Origin of the sequence: Thiorhodococcus minor (assembly GCF_010820565.1) — a bacterium.
Lineage (GTDB): Bacteria > Pseudomonadota > Gammaproteobacteria > Chromatiales > Chromatiaceae > Thiorhodococcus > Thiorhodococcus minor.
Genome location: NZ_JAAIJQ010000057.1, coordinates 1 through 18,144, shown reverse-complemented (window position 1 = coordinate 18,144; position 18,144 = coordinate 1). Strand labels below are relative to the sequence as shown.

The following is an 18,144-nucleotide window of genomic DNA, read 5'->3' as shown; positions in this document are numbered from 1 at the left end:
CTGCCACGCGCCCTGTCCACCCCACGCCCGTCGTCTCAGCCGCAGGGTAGACAAGCGCAGCGCAGTCCACCGGGCCCCACGCCATGACTCGGAATAGCCTAGCCCCCGGCCCCGCGCAAGAGCGACCGCAGCGGCGACGCCGCAAGGTCCTGCTGGAAATGCGTCAGCACCGGGTCGCTCCCGCGCCGCTGAAAGGCCTCCAGGCTCGGTCCTTCGTATCTGCACCAATTCTGGGTGGTCTCGTAGAGCTCCAGCTCGGTCAGCCCCGGGAGGTAATCGATCAACTGCTCCCAGATGTAGATGCAGAGCATCTCGGTGCTGGAGCGCCAGGCCAGCTCTGGGGCCGCATAGTTGAGGTTCTGGTGGTCGAACCGCTCGATGACGCGCCGGCTGACCACGGCCTTGAGGTAGCCGTAGTCGATCACGCAGCCGGTCGCAGGATCGACCCGACCGCGCACCTTGACGTTGAGCGAGTAACGCCCGCCGTGCAGGTTGGAGCACTTGGCGGGATGGTCGGTGATGAAGTGCGCGGCGTCGAAGACCAGGTTCTTGCAGACCGTGAGGACAGGCATGTCCTGCTCGAAACGGTCGATCACGCCGGGCATCGCCTCCAGGTGGGTCCGCAGCAGCGCCAAGAGGTGCTTGGTGTCGTCCTGGCCGTGCGTGCGCAGCAGGGCGCCTTCGGCGGCGGCCCCGATCTCCAGCTCCTTGAGCCGAATGCCATCACGCTCGAGCTCGAGCGCGGCCCATTGCGCCTGGGAGGCGCTGGCGAAGGGTAGGAAGAGGTAGCCGGCCTGCAGCTCGCCGACATGGGCGACCAGCACCGCGAGGCTGAGCATAAAGTCTGGCGGCGGTACCGGGCACGTCCTTAGCGACTCGGTCGCGCGCAGGTGATCGCGCGGCGCCTTGAGCAGATTATGGGCGACGACCCGATGACTGCGATCCGAGTAGCTGTATTCCTGTCGAAACCGAAAGCCGTAGTCGCGCAGCGACTGAAGATCCCAAAGCAGTAGGTCGAGCCGTCGGATCTCGCCGAGAGCCATGATGAAGTCACCCGACTCGCGGACCAGTCCGGCCCAATCGAGCGCGCGCAGCACGGCCCTCGCCTGCTCCGAGGGATGGGCGCGCGGCGGCGGATAGTCCTGAGTGGCATCTTGCCGATTCAGATCTGCGCGCTCGACGACGAGCTCGAGCGGCAGATGGTGGCGGATGGCGTATTCCTGAAGCGTGAGTCCGTCGGCGTCCAGCGGCCCGTCGCGCTCTTGCCCCTGCTCAGGAATGGCCTCCTCTATGGTTGGTGAGATCACGGCGATACGCCGCGCAGTCGCTTCAGCCGCCGAGACGCGGTGCAGACGAGGCGCCGGCGCAAGGCCATCGGAGTGACGGCCTCGATTGCCAGCGCGACGCTCACCCGCCTCGACGCCTCAGGCGCTGCGCCCCTTAGTCGTGCGCCGCGAAGGGGTGGGAGGCGCCGCCCTTCTGGGCGACGACGTCCTTGGCCTTGGGCTCGCCGGCGACGGCGCGCTGGATGGATTCCTTGACGGCCTGGTAGTTGTAGTCCTGGATCTTGGCGTCGTCCTCGGCCTCCCAGTGGATGAAGACGCCGACGCAGATGAAGAGGTCATCGGCCTCGTCCGCCGGAATGGTGCCGTCCTCGACGCAATCGGCAACCGCCATGGCGACGGCACGCTGCGCCGGGCCGAACATCTGCACCGCCTGCTTGGCCCCTTTGATGGTGACCTTGTTGAACATCATGGTGTTCGGCTTGACGGCCAGGTTGGGCGCGACCACCGCAAGCAGGCTGGTGAAGCCGTCCTTGTTGTTGACCAGGCCGTTGCAAAAGGCCGTTTCGGCGGCCGAGCCGCGCGGCCCCATGATGAGGTCGATGTGCGCGACCTCGTTGCCGTCGCCGACCAGGGACTCACCGACCAGGGTACTGGTAATGACTGCCATTGCGTTCTCTCCTTCGAGTGGTGTGGGACCTTCTAGAGAATGGCCCTGGGGGCGTGACCGCCGGCCAGGGATGGGGAATAACGGCAAGCTCCCGCCGTCGCTTCGAGCTCCGCGCAGACCGGCTCCAATCTGCGGATGAAGAGACTGGCGACCGTAAGATCAGCCGAGGTTCCGGGATTGATCCCCTCGGCCTTGAGGGCGCGGTCGAAGCGCTGCAGCTCGGCGCGGCAGCCCTCGGGACGCGATGCGCCGAGCAGGGCCTTGGTGAGCGGAGCTGCGCGCTCCAAGACGGAGCGCGCGACCTCGGGGCCGAGCTTGCGCGCGATGTGCGAGTCCGGGACCCGGGCGAGGAAGTCCATGAAAAGCCCGGCCGTCGCCCAGACCGGGTCCGACCAGCGGTGCTCCAGCGCATCGAGGAGCCGCTGGCCGCGCTCGAAGAGGTCGGCGAATCCGCCGACGTACTGGTACGCGATCTGGTCGCGCTGGGCGGCCTGCGCCATCGCCTCCAGCGGCGTCGCGCTTACCGGACCAGCGACATCGTGAGTCTCGGCAGACCCGAGCCCCGCCGGCGCGGCCAGCCGAATGGCCTCGAACAACCCCTGAGTGTCGCGCCGGTCGCAACGCTCGAGCACCTGTTTCAACCGCTGGCGGAGGCTGCCGCTCAGCCTCGGGTCGACGACGGCTTGGGCCAAGGGCCCACAGAGCAGCAGGATGCCGAGGTTGGTGTTGCGGCCGACTGCGCTCCGGGTCGCCGAAACCGATCGATACAAGCGCTCGCCGAGCCCGATGTCCGGGTCGGTCAGCGGCCAGGCGCTCGCGTCCGCGCTGAGGAGAAAGTCGTCGACAGTCATCCCGTGACCACCGGCCTCTTGGTGCACATTGCCCGGCTTCAGGGCGGCCAGCTCCAGGGCGCACGCCTCGCGATAGGCGCACCGCACTCGGCGCCGACGCTGCGTCATGGGCGTCCCCGCGTCCCACATCCGATCGTCGAGCCCAGCGATGCTCATGACACCGCCTCTATGGCTTGCCGATGGTGCAGCCGGCCGAGCAGATCGCTGGCAAGCGCGTCGGCAATGTCGGCCCCGCAGACCTGCTGCAGCCCCTTCCACGCCGGCACGCCATTGACCTCGATCACCCAGGCCTTGCCGTCGGGATCACGCAGGATGTCGACCCCCGCGTAGGCCATGTCGAGCCTCGCCGCGGCGGCCTCCGCCAGCGCCTTGAGCTCGGCGTCCAACACCGCGGGCTGACAGCTCGCGCCCTGGGCGACATTGGTGAGCGGCCCCGTGGAGGAGCGCCGCATGGCCGCGACTGCCTGCCCGCCGATGACGAAGACGCGCCAGTCGTGCGATTGGCCAGCGCCCGTGGGGATGTAGCGCTGCAGATAGTGCAGCCCGCTACAGTCCTCAGGCGCGGGGACGTCGGCGGCCGCGCGGACCAGTGCGATCCCCTCGCCCTGCGAGCCGAACAGCGGTTTGTGCAGCAGGCGGTGTCCGGCCGCCAGCTCGCGCTGAAGCTCCCGCTCCAGGATGTCCGCGTCACGCATCACCCAGGTGGGCGGCGTCGCGATGCCCGCGGCGCGCAGCAGGAAGCTGGTCATGCACTTGTCGACGCTGCGCTCGATGGCGCGCGCGTCGTTGTAGACCAAGACACCCAGCTCGCGCAGGGCGTGGAGCAGGTCCAGGTGGAAGATGACCTGCTCGAAGGTCCCGCCGGGGACGCCGCGCACGAAGACGGCCTCTGGTAGACCAGCGAAGCCGGGAAGCCTTATGCCGTCGCCGTCTCCCGCCAGGTCGAAGTGACACTCCTGGAGCGAGACATTCCGTGTCTCCCAACCGCGTGCGCCGAAGGCCTCGCGCAAGCGCGCCCCATGCCACCCCGGATCGTCGGTGACAATGGCGATACAGCGCTGACCCAGCGTGCTCATAGGGCCACTCCGAAGGAGGCTTCAAGCAGCTCCGGGGCGATGCGACCGGCCGTGAAGGTCCGGCCGCTGTCGAGCGCCGTGACCTGAATGCGCGCCGGACTGAAGAGCATGGGATCGACCTGGAAGAAGTCGTAGCCGTAAGCCTTGAACACCTCGGCGAAGGGACGGCCGTAGTCGCGCGAGGCGCTGCTCGGCAGCTCGCGGGCAAGGCGCTCGACCGCAGCGTCCTCCCCGGCGGCGAAGAGCTGCACCTGCCCGCCGAAAAGAATGGCGTCGTTGGTGCGGCCCATGGCCTTGACGAAATCGGGCGCGGGTGGCGGCAGGGGCGCGGCACCCAGGCCGTCGCGGATGTCGCCGAGGTGAAAGCCCAGCTCGTGCGCCTTGTGCAGGGCTACCTCCAGGACGCGGGCGACGATCTGCACCGTGCCGGCCAGGCTGGAGGTCGGCGTCAGGATGAGCGTTAGCCCGCTCGGCGCGATGCCGCAGTCACGCGCGATCTTCTCGATCAGGGGAGCCGGCGGCTCCTTATCGACCTCGAGCACCAGACAGCCACGGTCGGACTGGTCGCGATAGCCCAGCTCGGCGAACAAGGGCTCCTTGCAGGCCAGCGCACGCCCGGGGCCCGAGCCGAGGGCGTGAAAGGCGCCCTTGCCCTCGCCATGGCTCAGGCTCCAGCCGGCGTACTGACTGCCGAGACAGGCCATGACCGGATCGCTCGTGGTCACCTCCACAGAGAGTGGCCAGCCCGCGACCGGGCCGCCGCCACGCAGCGCCACCCGCCCGAGACCGCCCAGACAGATCTCGGCGATGCGCCTGCCGGCCTCGAGCCCGCCGGGCGCCGCGATACCCGCGTCGACGATGCACGCGCCGTTATCCAGCGCGTGCACGCCAAGACGCAGCTGGTCGGCATCCGCCACCAATGCGTCGACCAATGGGGCCGTGAGTGCGTTGATGCTCAAGCCGCGGTCGGTCATAGGATCTCCTCGATTGCCGAGATGACCGCGCGCTCGGGCTCAAGCCGATCGACGAGCTGACGGCTGCGCTCACCAAGCAAGGTTTCGACCTGCTCAGGGGTCTCGCCGGCAGCGCTGATGCTGCAAAGCGGCGCCCCGCGCGCGATCTCGACGCCTGGACAGGGGCGATCCGAGACCCAGTCCGGCCAAGGCATGTCGGCGGAGATCTCGAGATCCCGCCAGGCATAGAGGACCATCTGGCCGGCGCTATGCTTCATTCCCGGCGCAGCCAGAGCGGGCACTGCCCCCCGGCAGGCCGAGATGTGGTGCGCGATCAGACCGCCATCGATCTGGGCGTCATAGAGGCTCAAGCTGGCCGTCGGCCGGGCATTGAGCTCGAGCAGATCGGGGCGACCGTCCGGCCCCAGCACGAAGTCGATGCCGTTGAGCCCGCGGAGCCCAAGATGGTCCGTCAGGCGCGTCGCCCAGGCCGCGATCCTCTCCTGCTGTGCCGCGGTCAAGGGCAAGCCGCTGATGACTCCGCCGTAGAGGAAGGGCAGCTCGCCGCTGACATCCGAGACCAGCGTCCGATTGAAGCCGATCGGCACGACGTCGGCGCCATCGGCCAGGAAGAGCAGCGACCCTGGGGTGCCCGCCATGAAGCGCTGGAAAGCGTGTGGGCCCCGAGGCCGAGCCATCGACGGCTGCCAGTGACGGACACCCAGCCCGCCGTCGCGGCCGGTCTCCTTCACGAGCCAGGACGCGGCCTCCTGGGCCGGCGGCTCGAGCCGCGACTCAGGGTGGTCGATACCGAGCACGTCGATCACGTGCAAGAAGCCGGCCGAACTCGCGAGCAGACGAGCGATCTCTGGGCCATTACCCAGCAGCGGCAGCCTTGCGGCGAGCCAGGACAGCATCTCGGGCGTCGACTCCAGCCCAGCCCCAGCCACCGCGCCCGCGATGACATCACCCCGCTTGCGGTGATGCTCGATGCGGGCCTCCAAGGCATCGCGGACCCGCGCCAGGTCGAGCCTGGAGCCCTGCAAGGGCGCCTGCAGACAAGGACCGAGCGCGCGCGTATCCAGGTCGCAGAAGCCATCGACGACCTCCACCCGATAGCCGGCACGGACCGCCGAGGCGGCCAGCGCACGCGCGGAGCTGGCGACGACGAAGAGGACGGGCGACTCAGTCGACATGGGCGCGGGCCATCTCGAGGGCGGCATCCAGACCGAGGTACTGGGGCGAGCCCGCCTGGTGCATCTGGCGCAGTAGCCCCTGCTGGACCCTGTACTTGAGGTTCCCGACCGCGAGCGCGCCGATCCCGACCGCGCCGCTCGGCGAGGCCTCTAGCGCGACCGCGTTGTCCATGACGCCGACGCCCTCGATCCCCTCGGGCGGCACCGCGTTGACGTCGCAGGCGACCTTGAGCCGTGCGCCCGCGGCGACCTCGGCCGAGGTCAAGACCTGCACACCCGCGGCGGCCGCGTTGAAGACTGCGTCGGCCCCCGCCACGAGGCCCTGAGTGCGCTCCTGACTGCTGCCGTCGGCGGCGGAGAGACCGACCTCGTCGCGCGACCGCGCGCGCGCGACCGTCTCCTCGGCCTTGGCCAGCCCCAGATGACTGACGATGGCGGCATCCGCGCCCGCCTTGGACGCGAGCATGGCGGCGGCCGTGCCCACGGGTCCGGTACCACCGAAGACGAGGACACGCTGTCCCCGGAGCCCGTCGGCGCCGGCCTTGCGGAGCTGGGCCTCGACGCAGGCGACCATGGCGGCGGCCGTGGTGAAGGCGCCGCTCGGATCGGCGAAGACGGACACCTCGAAGGGCGGCACCATCGCCTTGCGCGCGGCCTCCATCATGTCGTTGGCGACATGGATGTCGCGGCCGCCGAGAAAGATTCCGGTGCGCGCGACGCCCTTGGGGCCGCGCGAGAAGATGGCGTCCTGCACCAGCCCCTGCACCTCGTCCAAGGTGACCTGGAGATAGGGCGTGCAGGCGGTCCAGCCGGCGTCATAGGCCATGTTGACGTCGAAGGGGCTCAGGTTCTTCGCCGCCGTGAGCATGTGAAGCAGATAGGGCTTTTCCATGGGGCGCGATTCAGATCTCTTGTCTCAGTTGGATGGGGGCCTCGAGGCGCCGCACCTTGGCGCCCGCATTGCGCCCGCGCACCAAGCGGTAGCGCAGCGGCGACAGCTCACCGAAGCGGCGCTTGAGGCCCTGCTCCAGCCACCGAGCCTGCTCGGCGTCTGCGGTCAGCACGAAGCCGGTCGGCCCCCAGGAGCTTTGGCCGACGCCGGCGAAGCCTTGCGCCTCGGCCCAGGCGAGCGCGGCGGCCACGGCCGGCGAGGTGAAACGCCCGCCCTGCGCCGGGGCGAAGTGATCGCCGACCACCCGCTGAATCTCGGCGATGCCCTCGGCCACGGGCAACAGCGCGGACTCCAGCAAGCCCGGGACGATCTGCATCAGCAGCAGCCGGCACAGATGGCCCGCCGCGGTCTCGGGGAATTCCGGCAGCTCGGCGAAGGCGCGAACCTCTGGCTCCCCATGCAGTCCCTGCCCCCGCTGATCGAAAATAAGCAGCACGCGCCAGGCCTCGGGAAAAGGGAGGCGCAGGGCGAGCGGAGGAATCTCGCCCTGCGACTGGTCACCGCGACCACAATCGACAACGAAACCGCCGTCTTCAAAGGCACAGATACCGATGCCGGAGCGCCGCCCCCGCCCGAGGGTCCGGGCGATGGCGCGACTGTCGGAGCTGGAGGTCGAGAGCGCATCGAGCGCGGTGCCGACGGCCAGCGCCATCTGCGTGCCCGAGCCCAGCCCGCAATGACCGGGAATTGCCTCATGCACGCGAATGCGGGCTCCGCCTTCCAGCCCCTCAGCCTTCGCGAAGGCCTCGGCGAAGGCAAGGGCTCTCTGGGACTCGGGGCCCTCGGCGGAGAAGCGCTCGCAGCGCTGCGCGCTCACAGAGGTGCAGAGACCGTCGAGGGTGAGACCGAGGCTTCCAAAGCGCCTGCCCAGCCCCCCGTTCAAATCGAGAAAGCCCAGGTGTAGGCGGGCCGGCGCCTCGACGTCGACCCAATCGCTCGGAGCCGTTCTCTGCTGGCTTGAGACCGCCATGAAATCGTTATCCCCCTGTCGCGCCAATGATCGTCGTGCTGTCGGCGTGCGGCTGGTACAGCAAGTCACGTGCCCTGCCTTGCCGCACTCCTTCATCCGCGGTGGCCCCCGAGCTTCTCGGCCCTCGCATGTCTCCGGCCTGGCTCAATCTGTCACGCCGTCGGTAGTGGCCGGAGACACTGGGCGCCAGCCGGCGCCGCACCACGTCGGACGATGGCGGAAGGCCAGGGATCGCGGGTCCGCGACCCCAGTGGCACACAGCCTGCTTCGCGGACTATTCTCGGGTGCGCCAGCGCGCACCTTGCGACTGAGATCAGAGCGAAAGGCACATCATGTGGAGCACGGCAGCCCGCGAGGCATTGCAGCCAATCACCTGTCCCTTCTGCGGACTCCTTTGTGACGATCTGACCCTCGACACGACAGACCCGGCACAGCCCCGGCTGGCGGGCGGCTGCGAGCGGGCGCGGACGGAGTCCACGCGGGCCCTGACGCAGGCGAGCGCGCACTGCCTCGTCGACGGCGCCGTGGTCGGCTTGGAGACGGCATTGACCCGTTGCGCCGAGCGTCTGTCGCAGTCCCAGGCGCCACTGCTCGCCGGCCTGGCGACGGATGTCAACGGCATGCGCGCGGCCCTGGCGCTTGCCGACGGCTGCGGCGCCACCCTGGACCACATGGGCGGCGACGCCCTCTTTCGCAACCTGCTGGTCGTCCAGGACGGCGGCTGGCTGACCACCACGCTCACCGAGGCGCGCAATCGGGCCGACCTGGTGCTCTTGGTCGGCACAGAGTGCCACACCAGATTCCCACGCCTGGTAGAGCGGGTGCTGGCGCCGCCCGAGGCGCTCTTCGGCGAGGTCGCGGAGCGTCACTACGTCCTGCTCGGGCCTTGGTCGGAAACGGCCGTCCCCAGCGATCTGCCTAGGGACCGGACGACCGTCGTCGAGGCCCCCAAGGACCAGCTCGCCAACCTGGGCAGCCTGCTGCGCGGCCTGGTCGCCGGGCGGCCGGCCCGCGCCGACGCCATCCCAGCGGTGGATGGGGCACAGTTGACAGCCCTCGCCGAGCAACTCCTCCAGGCGAGCTACGCCGTGGTCGTCTGGTCCGCCGGCGAGCTGGCCGCGCCGCACGCCGAGCTGGAGATCCAGACCTGGGTCGAGCTGGTGCGCGACCTCAACGAGACCACCCGCGCCGCCGCCCTGCCACTTGCGGGCACCCTGGGCGACATCACCACCAACCAGGTCTGCACCTGGCAGAGCGGCTATCCGCTGCGCACCAGCTTTCAGCACGCGGGGCCGAGCTACGACCCCTTGCTGAACAGGTACCAAGATCTGCTCGCGCGCGAAGAGGCGGACTGCTTGCTCTGGATCGATGCCGTCTCGGGTGAGCAGTCGGTGCCGGCCACCAGCATCCCGACCCTGATACTGGGCCGGGCCGACATGAGCTTCGAGCGGCCGCCCGAGGTCTTCATCCCGGTCGGCGTGCCCGGCATCCACCACCCGGGCCACTGGTACCGCTCGGACGCCGCCTGCCCGCTCCCGCTCGGGCAACTGAGAGACAGCGACCTGCCCTCGGTCGCACAGGTGCTCGGGCAGCTGCTCGAGCGGCTGCGGGCCCAGGCATAGGAGGACAGGCCCATGTTGATCAAGCTGAGCGGCGGCACGCTCATCGATCCCGCGAACGGCATCGACGGCGAGGTCCGCGACCTCTACATCCACGACGGCCGCATCCTGCACGAGGCACCACAGGGGGAAAGGCCGCAGAAGACCTACGACCTGGGCGGGAAGCTGGTCATGGCCGGCGCCATCGATCTGCATACCCACATCGGCGGCGGCAAGGTCAACATCGCCCGCGCCATGCTGCCGGACGATCAGCGCAGCCACCCGCGCGAGCGCACCGCGCTGACGCGCTCGGGCGGCGGACATGCCGCGCCCTCGACGCTCGCCGCCGGCTACCGCTACGCCGAGATGGGCTACACCAGCTGCTTCGAGCCCGCCATCATCCCGACCAACGCCCGCCAGGCGCACATGGAGATGGCGGATACCCCCATGGTCGACACCGGCGGCTATGCCATGCTCGGCAACGACGACCTGCTGCTCCAGCTCATGAGCGAAGGGGTCAGCCAAGAGGTCATCAACGACTATGTCGCCTGGACGCTGCACGCCACCCAGTGCATCGGTATCAAGACGGTCAACCCCGGCGGGATCAGCGCCTTCAAGTTCAACGCCCGAGAGCTGGACATCGACGAGCGGCACCCGCACTACCCGCTCAGGCCGCGCGACATCGTCCGCACCCTGAGCCGCGCCCTCGCCGAGCTGGGCGTGCCTCACCCGCTGCACGTCCACGCCTCCAACCTCGGCGTGCCGGGGAACCACAGCTCCACGCTCGCCACCATAGAGGCGGCCGAGGGCTTCCCCATCCACCTGACCCACATCCAATTCCACGCCTACGGGACCGAGGGGGACAGGAAGTTCTCATCCGCCGGGGCGGAGATCGCCGAGGCGGTCAACCACCGCAAGAACGTCAGCATCGACGTCGGCCAGGTCATGTTCGGCCAGACGGTGACCATCTCCGGCGACACCATGCACCAGCACGCCAACCGCAGCCATGCCCACCCGCGCAAGTGGACCTGCATGGACATCGAGTGCGAGGCCGGCTGCGGCGTCGTGCCCTTTCGCTACAAGGACAAGAACTTCGTCAACGCCCTGCAGTGGGCGATCGGACTGGAGCTCTTCCTCATGGTGGACGACCCCTGGCGGGTCTTTCTGACGACAGACCACCCCAACGGCGCCCCCTTCACCAGCTATCCGCATCTCATCCGGCTGCTGATGGACCGAACCTTCCGCAATGAGCAGCTCGCCCAGATCAACCCGGACGCCGCGGCCATGAGCCTGCTCGGCTCGCTGGAGCGCCAGTACAGCCTCTACGAGATCGCCATCATGACCCGCGCCGCGCCCGCCCGGATCCTGGGGCTGGCCGATCGCGGACACCTGGGCGCCGGGGCGCGCGCGGACATCACCGTCTATCGCCCATCGGACGATGCCGAGCGGATGTTCGGCACGCCCATGCTGGTCTTCAAGGACGGCCAGGTGGTGGTCGAGGAGGGCCGCATCACGGCACCTGTCAAGGGCAGCACCCAAGTGATTCGCCCCGAGTACGACCGCGCCATCGAGCAGCGCATTGGGAAGTGGCTCGACCGCTACCACAGTATCGGAATGGCCAACTTCCGCATCTCGGACGAGGAGATGGCCGAAGGCATCGGCAGCCCAGTCGAGATCCATGCCTGCCGACCGAGGAGCGCCGCATGATCCGCAACGGCATCGAGATCGAGGACAGCTTCGCCGAGGCCTTTGGGATGAACGCCACGCGCCTGGTCATCACGGCACTCAACCCGCGCTGGGCGCGCATCGCGGCCGAGACCATGACGGGCTTCGCGACCTCGGTCATCGGCTGCGGCGCGGAGGCGGGGATCGAGCGCGAGCTGTCGCCCGACGAGACGCCGGACCGGCGGCCCGGCATGAGCGTGCTGCTCTTCGCCATGTCGGGCAAGGACCTGGAGAAACAGGTCGAGCGCCGCGTGGGGCAGTGTGTCCTCACCTGTCCCACCACGGCCATCTTCTCCGGCATGAGCAGCGAGAAGCCGGTGCCGCTCGGCAAAAACCTGCGCTTCTTCGGCGACGGCCATCAGATCTCCAAGCTGATCGACGGCAAGCGCTACTGGCGGATCCCGGTGATGGACGGCGAGTTCCTATGCGAAGAGATGACCGCCCGCAGAAGCGCCGTGGGCGGCGGCAACTTTCTAGTCCTGGCGCGCAGCCTGCCGCAGGCCTTGGCCGCCTGCGAGCACGCCGTGGAGGCCATCCGCGCCCTGCCGAGCGTGCTGTTGCCCTTTCCGGGCGGCATCGCGCGCTCCGGCTCCAAGGTCGGCTCCAAGTACAAGGCGCTGATGGCGAGCACCAATGACGCCTTCTGTCCGACGCTGCGCGGCCTGGTCGACTCCAGGCTGGATGCGGAGGTAGGCGCGGTCTTGGAGATCGTCATCAACGGGCTCACCGAGGCGGACGTCAGCGAGGCCACGCGCGTCGGCATCGACGCGGTCTGCACCCTGGGCGCCGACTCGGGCGTCATTCGCATCTCGGCCGGCAACTATGGCGGCAAGCTGGGCCAGTATCACTTTCACCTGCGGGAGCTGATGGCATGAGTGCGCTCACCCTTCGGCTGTCCGAGAGCCCGCGCCAGCGCATCGACCTCTCGGCCTTCACGCCGGACAGGCTCGATGGAGCCTCGATCGCGGACATCCAGGCCATACCGCTCTGGGTCGGCAACCGCCAGGTCGCGACGGGCGACCTCTTCGAGGTCGCGGGCGATGACGTTAGCGACATTCGGATCGCGTCGAACAGCGACCGGCTCGACAGCATCGGCGCTGGGATGAGCCAGGGCCGTATCCAGGTCGCGGGCGACGCCGGCGCCTATCTGGGCAGGGGCATGCGCGGCGGTGAGATCCATGTTTCCGGTAACGCCAGCATCCTGGCCGGCACCGGCATGACAGGCGGGGTCATCCGCATCGACGGGAGCGCTGGCGACTTCCTCGGCGCCGCGCTGCCCGGCGACAGGCGTGGAATGCGCGGCGGGCGCATCGAGGTGCGCGGCAACGCCGGGGACAGAGTCGGCGACCGCCAGCGTCGGGGCACCATCCTGATCGCGGGCGATGCCGGCGACTACTGCGGCTCGCGTATGGGGGCCGGCACCATCCTGGTCCTCGGCAAGACGGGCGCAAATACCGGCTTCGGCATGCGCCGCGGCACCCTGCTGCTCGGCCACCCGCCCGAGCTGCCCCCCACCTTCAACGACAACGGCGAGTGGGACCTGGACGTCATCACCCTCCTCACCAGCTCCCTAGCCGAGCTGGAGCCCCCCTTCGGCACCCTGCCCCAGCGCGGCAAGCGCGTCCGACGCTGGCTCGGCGACCTCGGCTACGGCGGGCAGGGCGAGGTCCTGGTCTGGTCGTGAGCGGACGCCCGCTCGCCGCATCCAAGATGGCGCCCAATCCCAGGTTGGGCCGACTCAGGGGGCCCAACGACCAACGCGAAAATCGCCCGCTCCCTTGGGCTTCGTGCCCCGCCCCCGAGTACCAGGCTTCACTCTAAGTTGCGGTCCCATCATCCTAGATCCGGAGGTTGGACGGCCTCCAGGGTGCGTCCAGCGGGGTGTCTGGCAAGGCGCAAGGAGGCGTCGTAGTGGTTCTACGACGGGATCTTTCTCAAGAGAGAATCCGTTACAACGCAGCCAGGCGCCGCGCGGGGCGTGCACTGGGGGCCGTAGCGGGCTTCACCCGGCGGGTGAGCCAGCAGGAAGCCCCGATCTTGAAAGGGGTCAAGGCCTTGTATGAAGCACGAAGCGGTCAACTGCCGGATCTAGGATCATGGACTTGGGCGGCATCAGTGCTGGGGCTGTTGGCCTCCAGGCCGACACCTGTTGACCTGGAGGCCAACACTCCCAGCATCACCCGTTCCTGCAACATCGGTCGGAACTGAGTGCCCGGCCCCCTCTTCACCCTCGAGATCGTTCTTCTTTGCCCCATCCGCGTCTTTGCGGCTCGACTTGCCGGGTCTGGGCGCATTGGCTCTGAGCCGACGAACGGCACGAAACTGGACTCGCGTCACGCTTTGGCGCTCGACCGGGTTGTGGCGCAATAATCAGCACCGTAGGATCCAATTTGCTCCGAGCCGTGGCTGGGTATTGCCTCGAGAGAGGCGGTCGCGTTTCGGATCAGCCGAAGACCCAGAGCCGCCACCAATATTGACCCGCCACTTAGGAAGACACTGATCAAGTGCCCTCCTGGCATTTGGTCGGCTCGCGACTCGAGAACGCGGTTTCCGAGTCGCTCCATCTTCAAGCACTAGCAGTGCTTGAAGATGCCGGGCCAAGGATGGCCCGGACCGGAACCGCAATGAGCCAGCGTTTCCTTAGGGAGTGGAATTGATTTCGCTGCCTGCCCGATCTCGGTCAAGTACTATCAGGGGATAAAGAAGCGGATCGTCGATCCGCCTCAGTGGATGCCCATCATGCTCGGCGGTCAGCTGTATCTCGACCCACCACGCGGTCGCGTCGACCTGATGCGCCGGATGCTCCCGAACGGGCATCACGGCCAATCACTCGCTCCCTTGCCCGACTGAAGGATCTGGCCGACGGCCTCTCGCAACGAGTGGACGCACATGAAAAGAAAGATCACCCCCACCGATGTGGAAAAGGTGATGCGCGACGATGACTTCATCGTCTCCAAGACCGACCCGACCGGGCGCATCACCTATGGCAACCGCATCTTCATCGAATTCTCCGGCTATACCGAGGCCGAGCTCATCGGCTCTCAGCACAACATCATCCGCCACCCGGATATGCCCAGGGGCGTCTTCAAGCTGCTCTGGGACACCGTTCAGGACAAGCGCGAGTGCAACGCCTATGTGAAGAACATGGCCAAGGACGGCAGCTTCTATTGGGTCTTCGCCAACATCACCCCGGACCTCGACGCCAAAGGCAACATCACCGGCTATTTCTCCGTGCGGCGCAAGCCTAGCGCCTCGGCGATCGCCACCGTGACCGACCTCTACCGGACCATGCTCTCCGCCGAGCAGGCCGCCGGCCCCAAGGACGCCATCCAGGCCTCCACCAAGATCCTCAACGACCTACTCAGCGAAAAGGGCATGAACTATGACGAGCTTGTCCTTGCAATCTAAGATCGCGGTGCTGCTCTGGTCCCTGACGGGACTGACCCTGCTCTCCGCCGCCTACGTCTGGGCACGATTCGGCCTCGACCCCTGGGTGGCACTCTTTCCCGTTCTGGGTGGCGGCATCGCCCTTTGGGGGCAGAGCCTGCTTAGACGCTGCCTGGCGTCCATGCGCAAGCTCAGGGAACTGGCGGATTCCGTCAGCCAAGGCCGCTTCGATCAGCGCATCACCGGAATCCGGGAGGACGACGAGATCGGCCAGCTCAGCTGGGGCATCAATGACATGCTCGACCAGCTCGAGACCTTCTTCCGCGAGGAGGCGACCGCCTTCCGTCTGCACATGGAGGGGCACTTCGACCGCAAGGCCTTTCCGGCCGGCCTGCATGGCGGCTTCAAACGTGGACTCGAGAGCCATAACCAACTCCTCCAGGGCATCGAGCAAGTCCAGCGCGAGAAGATGCACAACCGCCTGATCGGCCAGGTCCAGCAGCTCAACAACAGCAACCTGCTGGCGAATCTGGCCTCCAACCAGGAAGACCTCATGCGGGTCAATCAGGAGATGCAGGTGGTGCTGGAGCTGGCCACCACTACGGCCAGCGACGCCGAAGAGAGCCGCTCATCGGTCAGCCAGGTCGTGACCCACCTGAGCGCCATCGCCGAGCGCATCAATCACGTCGCCAACACGGCCGTCGAGCTCAACGAGCGCGGACAGGAGATCACCACGGCCGTCGATCTCATCACCGCCATCGCCAATCAGACCAACCTGCTCGCCCTCAACGCCGCCATCGAGGCCGCGCGCGCCGGCGAGGCCGGGCGCGGCTTCGCGGTGGTCGCCGACGAGGTCCGCACCCTGGCCGAGAACACCAAAAACGCCTCGGAGTCGATCGCTCGGATCATGGGCACCCTCAAGGGCGAGACCGAGCGCATGCTGGAAGACTCCGACGCCATGCGCGACATGGCCAGCAACTCCAGCGAGCTCATCGGCGAGATGGAAGGCCGCTTCGCCCACTTTGCCCAATCGGCGCGCGAGACCAAGAGCCTGGCCGCCCGCGCCCAGGACCTCGGCTTCGGCACCCTGGTCAAGGTCGACCACGTCATCTACAAACAGCGCGCCTACATGGCCATCGGCACCGACGGCAAGGAGGACAAGTACACCGACCCAATTAGGGTCGACCACCACCAATGCCGACTCGGCAAGTGGTACGACACCACCGGCAAGGAGCACTTCGGCGAGACCCGCGCCTACGCCACCCTGGAGGACCCGCACTCGCGCGTCCACGCCAGCACCCACCGCATGATGAGCTACCTAGGCACCGGCTGGGAGGCGAATTTCGAGCTGCAGGAAGCCATCGTCGACGCCATGCGCGAGACCGAGTCTGCCAGCGCCGAAGTCATGCAGATCGTGGATCAGATGGTGACGGAGAAGCATGGGGGCTGAGAGTCGCACCGCCCGATCCATCAAGTCATGCGTGCGCACTTCGACCGGTTTGCCCCGTGGCTGACATTCGCGACCGCCGTTCTTGAAGTCGCCGACGAGCTCCTTTTTCTTGGCGTCCACCGAAACGACCGGCTGAGCACGCTGCTTGAGTGCGAAGATCGCGGCCGGCAGGTTGCATCGGATCAGCGGGACGCCCGCAGACGCCCGGAGTCCCGGATCTCCGAGAAGCGGATCGAGGGCAACTGGTCTGTTGGCATCCATACAGGCCGCACCGCATTGCCGACTATGCTGCGACACAAACAAGGTCGTAAGCCTTCATAATTCGCTCTTGAGAACAGGTAAGTTCTCCGGGCCCCGGCGATTCATGCTTCAGAAGTCTTCTGCCGCGCCTCGGCGATCTCCTCCGGATTTGCCGCACGGACGCCGATAGGCAGCACGCACGGCATTGCGACGAGGAGGGCTTTGCGCCTGGCTGTCCTCGTGCTCCGCGGCAGCGGGCGCGACGCGGCAATGGCGCGCTGCAGTCTATCCTTCATCGTCTTCCGCCTCGTCAGGTTGGTTGTGGAGATCGCTAAGCGTTGCAAGGGTTCCGAGGGTCGTCTCCAGCTCGCTCTGGGAGAGGACCCCAGAGATCGACTTGGCATGCTCATTCCAAGCGGCCTGGACCGCATCATAGGTGCGTCGGCCCTCGTCGGTGAGCTCGTAGAGTGGCGAGCGCTTGTGGAACGGATTGGGGCGCTTGCAGACCAGCCCTTCGGCCAACAGCAGATTGAGCTGCTTGCGTGCGCCCTGCCGGGTTACACCCATGCTGAAGGCGATCCGCGGCGTGGCGATCGGTTCGCCGGCGAAAGCCAGCGCACCCAACATCTGCCAGCGGGCGCTAGTCAGACCAAAAGGCGCAACGAAGCGATCGCCCCAGCCGATCAGCTGTCCGTTGGCTTTGAAGATCGCTAGTACGGTCGCGGTCAACGACTCAACCTCGGGCTCGGGCAAGCTCTCCTCCTGAAAATCGAGATTCGATCAGCAAGTAGCCTACATACGGACAGCTGGTTGTCAATATTGGGGGCGTGTAGGGAGCCCGCCATGGACCGCGCTGGGGTTCCGGCGGCCACGAACAGTGACGCGGAGCCACGCCGCGCCAGGCCGCACTCGCGACATCGACCGATCGCCCTGCAGTGAGCTTCGCGAGCTCTTGCGATCGGCGCCCAAGCCGACCGAAGGCGGCCCGGGAAACGTCGTCACGAAACGATCTCGCCTGTTTGGGACAGCGTAGACCTGCTCAGGGGCCTGGTCTTGATTGGCGGCCGCCCGAGTGCCGGGACGCTGAAGGATTGGCTGCGTCTGACGAGCCTGCTTGAGGCCATGCGGCCAAGGGTACTTCGCCGCCATACTGCCTTGTCCCGTCGTCGATGATTACGCCTCGCGGGAAGTCGAGCGACCCTCCGATGCGGGCGTTGCCGTCGCGTTACCCACGCATTGTCCTCAGCTCACTCCACCAATGCTGTGATCTTGCCTGCCCACTGCGCATCCGCGCGGACCAGACCGGCCATTCCGCGCCCTATCCGATCAACCTAGATTCGGCAATTGAAGCCGCAAAGGAGCAAAGGAGCAAAGGAGCAAAGGAGCAAAGGAGCAAAGGACGCTAAGTAAAACAAAGGGTTGCTCAATGCATCCAGGCTCTCCCGGATTTCGGGGGGTCTAGCGATTCATTTTAAAACAAGCATTTAGTGGCGATTTGGGCGTACACGCAGATCCCAAAATAGCGCTGAACGTGCGCTCGCTAAGCCCCTGATTGGTCAGCACACGACCCCGAAGTCACGGTATCCGTTGAGATCCAAGTACACTCTCTGATAAAGGTGTTTGAGGTTCGTCATTCCGTAGCTGCGCCGCTTGATGACCTTGAGCTTATTGTTGAGCCCCTCGACAAAGCCGCTGGAGTGACGACCGACGAAATAATTGGTGATTTCCTCGAAATGCGTGCTGAGCGTACCGAGGAAGCGATTGAAACAGGTGAGCTTGCGATTGCTGACGCG

General features: G+C 67.1%; 16 protein-coding genes and 1 pseudogene. 6 read left to right on the top strand and 11 right to left on the bottom strand.

The window, feature by feature from the left end; all coding sequences use genetic code 11:
- Positions 1–98: 98 nt before the first annotated feature.
- The 8 genes from G3446_RS17360 to G3446_RS17325 form a co-directional block, all read right to left on the bottom strand.
- Positions 99–1,307: a 6-pyruvoyl trahydropterin synthase family protein gene (locus G3446_RS17360; protein ID WP_342450147.1), complete on the bottom strand. Its 1,209-nt coding sequence runs from the start codon at positions 1,305–1,307 to the stop codon at positions 99–101.
- 133 nt (positions 1,308–1,440) lie between these two features.
- Positions 1,441–1,953: a formaldehyde-activating enzyme gene (gene fae, locus G3446_RS17355; RefSeq protein ID WP_164454098.1), complete on the bottom strand. Its 513-nt coding sequence runs from the start codon at positions 1,951–1,953 to the stop codon at positions 1,441–1,443.
- A 32-nt stretch (positions 1,954–1,985) separates the two neighbouring features.
- Positions 1,986–2,960, bottom strand: a complete 975-nt coding sequence (locus G3446_RS17350; protein WP_245232568.1) for a triphosphoribosyl-dephospho-CoA synthase — start codon at positions 2,958–2,960, stop codon at positions 1,986–1,988.
- The gene (locus G3446_RS17345) at positions 2,957–3,880 is read right to left on the bottom strand and encodes an ATP-grasp domain-containing protein (protein ID WP_164454097.1); all 924 of its coding nucleotides are present in this window, start codon (positions 3,878–3,880) and stop codon (positions 2,957–2,959) included. The genes G3446_RS17350 and G3446_RS17345 overlap by 4 nt, the downstream gene beginning before the upstream one ends.
- Positions 3,877–4,854 (bottom strand): methenyltetrahydromethanopterin cyclohydrolase, encoded by a 978-nt coding sequence (gene mch, locus G3446_RS17340; RefSeq protein ID WP_164454096.1) that lies wholly within the window; start codon positions 4,852–4,854, stop codon positions 3,877–3,879. Before mch ends, G3446_RS17345 begins: the two co-directional genes overlap by 4 nt.
- A complete protein-coding gene (locus G3446_RS17335; RefSeq protein ID WP_164454095.1) occupies positions 4,851–6,029 on the bottom strand; it encodes an ATP-grasp domain-containing protein in 1,179 nt (392 codons plus the stop codon). The genes mch and G3446_RS17335 overlap by 4 nt, the downstream gene beginning before the upstream one ends.
- Positions 6,019–6,921 (bottom strand): NAD(P)-dependent methylenetetrahydromethanopterin dehydrogenase, encoded by a 903-nt coding sequence (locus G3446_RS17330; protein ID WP_164454094.1) that lies wholly within the window; start codon positions 6,919–6,921, stop codon positions 6,019–6,021. Before G3446_RS17330 ends, G3446_RS17335 begins: the two co-directional genes overlap by 11 nt.
- A 10-nt stretch (positions 6,922–6,931) precedes the next feature.
- Positions 6,932–7,951, bottom strand: coding sequence for a beta-ribofuranosylaminobenzene 5'-phosphate synthase family protein (locus G3446_RS17325; protein ID WP_164454093.1), 1,020 nt, complete (start codon positions 7,949–7,951; stop codon positions 6,932–6,934).
- A 332-nt stretch (positions 7,952–8,283) separates the two neighbouring features.
- On the opposite strand from G3446_RS17325, the gene G3446_RS17320 reads away from it, so the two are divergent.
- The 6 genes from G3446_RS17320 to G3446_RS28725 all read left to right on the top strand — a co-directional run bounded on the left by G3446_RS17320 (position 8,284) and on the right by G3446_RS28725 (position 16,111).
- Positions 8,284–9,573, top strand: a complete 1,290-nt coding sequence (locus G3446_RS17320) for a formylmethanofuran dehydrogenase subunit B (RefSeq protein WP_164454092.1) — start codon at positions 8,284–8,286, stop codon at positions 9,571–9,573.
- 12 nt (positions 9,574–9,585) lie between these two features.
- Entirely contained in the window at positions 9,586–11,256 is a 1,671-nt protein-coding gene (locus tag G3446_RS17315; RefSeq protein ID WP_164454091.1) for a formylmethanofuran dehydrogenase subunit A, read from the top strand.
- Positions 11,253–12,149, top strand: coding sequence for a formylmethanofuran--tetrahydromethanopterin N-formyltransferase (gene fhcD, locus G3446_RS17310; protein WP_164454090.1), 897 nt, complete (start codon positions 11,253–11,255; stop codon positions 12,147–12,149). Before G3446_RS17315 ends, fhcD begins: the two co-directional genes overlap by 4 nt.
- The gene (locus G3446_RS17305; RefSeq protein WP_164454089.1) at positions 12,146–12,958 is read left to right on the top strand and encodes a formylmethanofuran dehydrogenase subunit C; all 813 of its coding nucleotides are present in this window, start codon (positions 12,146–12,148) and stop codon (positions 12,956–12,958) included. The genes fhcD and G3446_RS17305 overlap by 4 nt, the downstream gene beginning before the upstream one ends.
- Positions 12,959–14,163: 1,205 nt before the next feature.
- On the top strand, positions 14,164–14,682 hold the full coding sequence (locus G3446_RS17300; RefSeq protein ID WP_164454088.1) for a PAS domain-containing protein: 519 nt from the start codon (positions 14,164–14,166) through the stop codon (positions 14,680–14,682).
- Positions 14,672–16,111 carry a methyl-accepting chemotaxis protein gene (locus tag G3446_RS28725; RefSeq protein ID WP_280818844.1) on the top strand — a complete coding sequence of 480 codons (1,440 nt, stop codon included), beginning with the start codon at positions 14,672–14,674 and terminating at the stop codon, positions 16,109–16,111. Before G3446_RS17300 ends, G3446_RS28725 begins: the two co-directional genes overlap by 11 nt.
- Before the next feature lie 12 nt (positions 16,112–16,123).
- Here G3446_RS28725 and G3446_RS17290 read toward each other — a convergent pair.
- The 3 genes and pseudogenes from G3446_RS17290 to G3446_RS17280 form a co-directional block, all read right to left on the bottom strand.
- Positions 16,124–16,252, bottom strand: a pseudogene (locus G3446_RS17290) (ISAzo13-like element transposase-related protein); the annotation flags it as partial.
- Positions 16,253–16,636: 384 nt separating this feature from the next.
- Positions 16,637–17,104, bottom strand: coding sequence for a MarR family winged helix-turn-helix transcriptional regulator (locus G3446_RS17285; RefSeq protein ID WP_164454086.1), 468 nt, complete (start codon positions 17,102–17,104; stop codon positions 16,637–16,639).
- Positions 17,105–17,907: 803 nt separating this feature from the next.
- A partial coding sequence (locus G3446_RS17280; RefSeq protein ID WP_164454085.1) for a transposase occupies positions 17,908–18,144 on the bottom strand: 237 nt, incomplete at its 5' end.

What these genes read in the sequence shown, in the direction of transcription:
- G3446_RS17315 (WP_164454091.1), top strand. Translation starts at nt 9,586, where the DNA reads ATGTTGATCAAGCTGAGCGGCGGCACGCTCATCGATCCCGCGAACGGC.
- G3446_RS17330 (WP_164454094.1), bottom strand. Translation starts at nt 6,921, where the DNA reads ATGGAAAAGCCCTATCTGCTTCACATGCTCACGGCGGCGAAGAACCTG.
- G3446_RS17325 (WP_164454093.1), bottom strand. Translation starts at nt 7,951, where the DNA reads ATGGCGGTCTCAAGCCAGCAGAGAACGGCTCCGAGCGATTGGGTCGAC.
- G3446_RS17300 (WP_164454088.1), top strand. Translation starts at nt 14,164, where the DNA reads ATGAAAAGAAAGATCACCCCCACCGATGTGGAAAAGGTGATGCGCGAC.
- G3446_RS17335 (WP_164454095.1), bottom strand. Translation starts at nt 6,029, where the DNA reads ATGTCGACTGAGTCGCCCGTCCTCTTCGTCGTCGCCAGCTCCGCGCGT.
- G3446_RS17345 (WP_164454097.1), bottom strand. Translation starts at nt 3,880, where the DNA reads ATGAGCACGCTGGGTCAGCGCTGTATCGCCATTGTCACCGACGATCCG.
- fae (WP_164454098.1), bottom strand. Translation starts at nt 1,953, where the DNA reads ATGGCAGTCATTACCAGTACCCTGGTCGGTGAGTCCCTGGTCGGCGAC.
- G3446_RS17350 (WP_245232568.1), bottom strand. Translation starts at nt 2,960, where the DNA reads ATGAGCATCGCTGGGCTCGACGATCGGATGTGGGACGCGGGGACGCCC.
- fhcD (WP_164454090.1), top strand. Translation starts at nt 11,253, where the DNA reads ATGATCCGCAACGGCATCGAGATCGAGGACAGCTTCGCCGAGGCCTTT.
- G3446_RS17320 (WP_164454092.1), top strand. Translation starts at nt 8,284, where the DNA reads ATGTGGAGCACGGCAGCCCGCGAGGCATTGCAGCCAATCACCTGTCCC.
- G3446_RS17305 (WP_164454089.1), top strand. Translation starts at nt 12,146, where the DNA reads ATGAGTGCGCTCACCCTTCGGCTGTCCGAGAGCCCGCGCCAGCGCATC.
- mch (WP_164454096.1), bottom strand. Translation starts at nt 4,854, where the DNA reads ATGACCGACCGCGGCTTGAGCATCAACGCACTCACGGCCCCATTGGTC.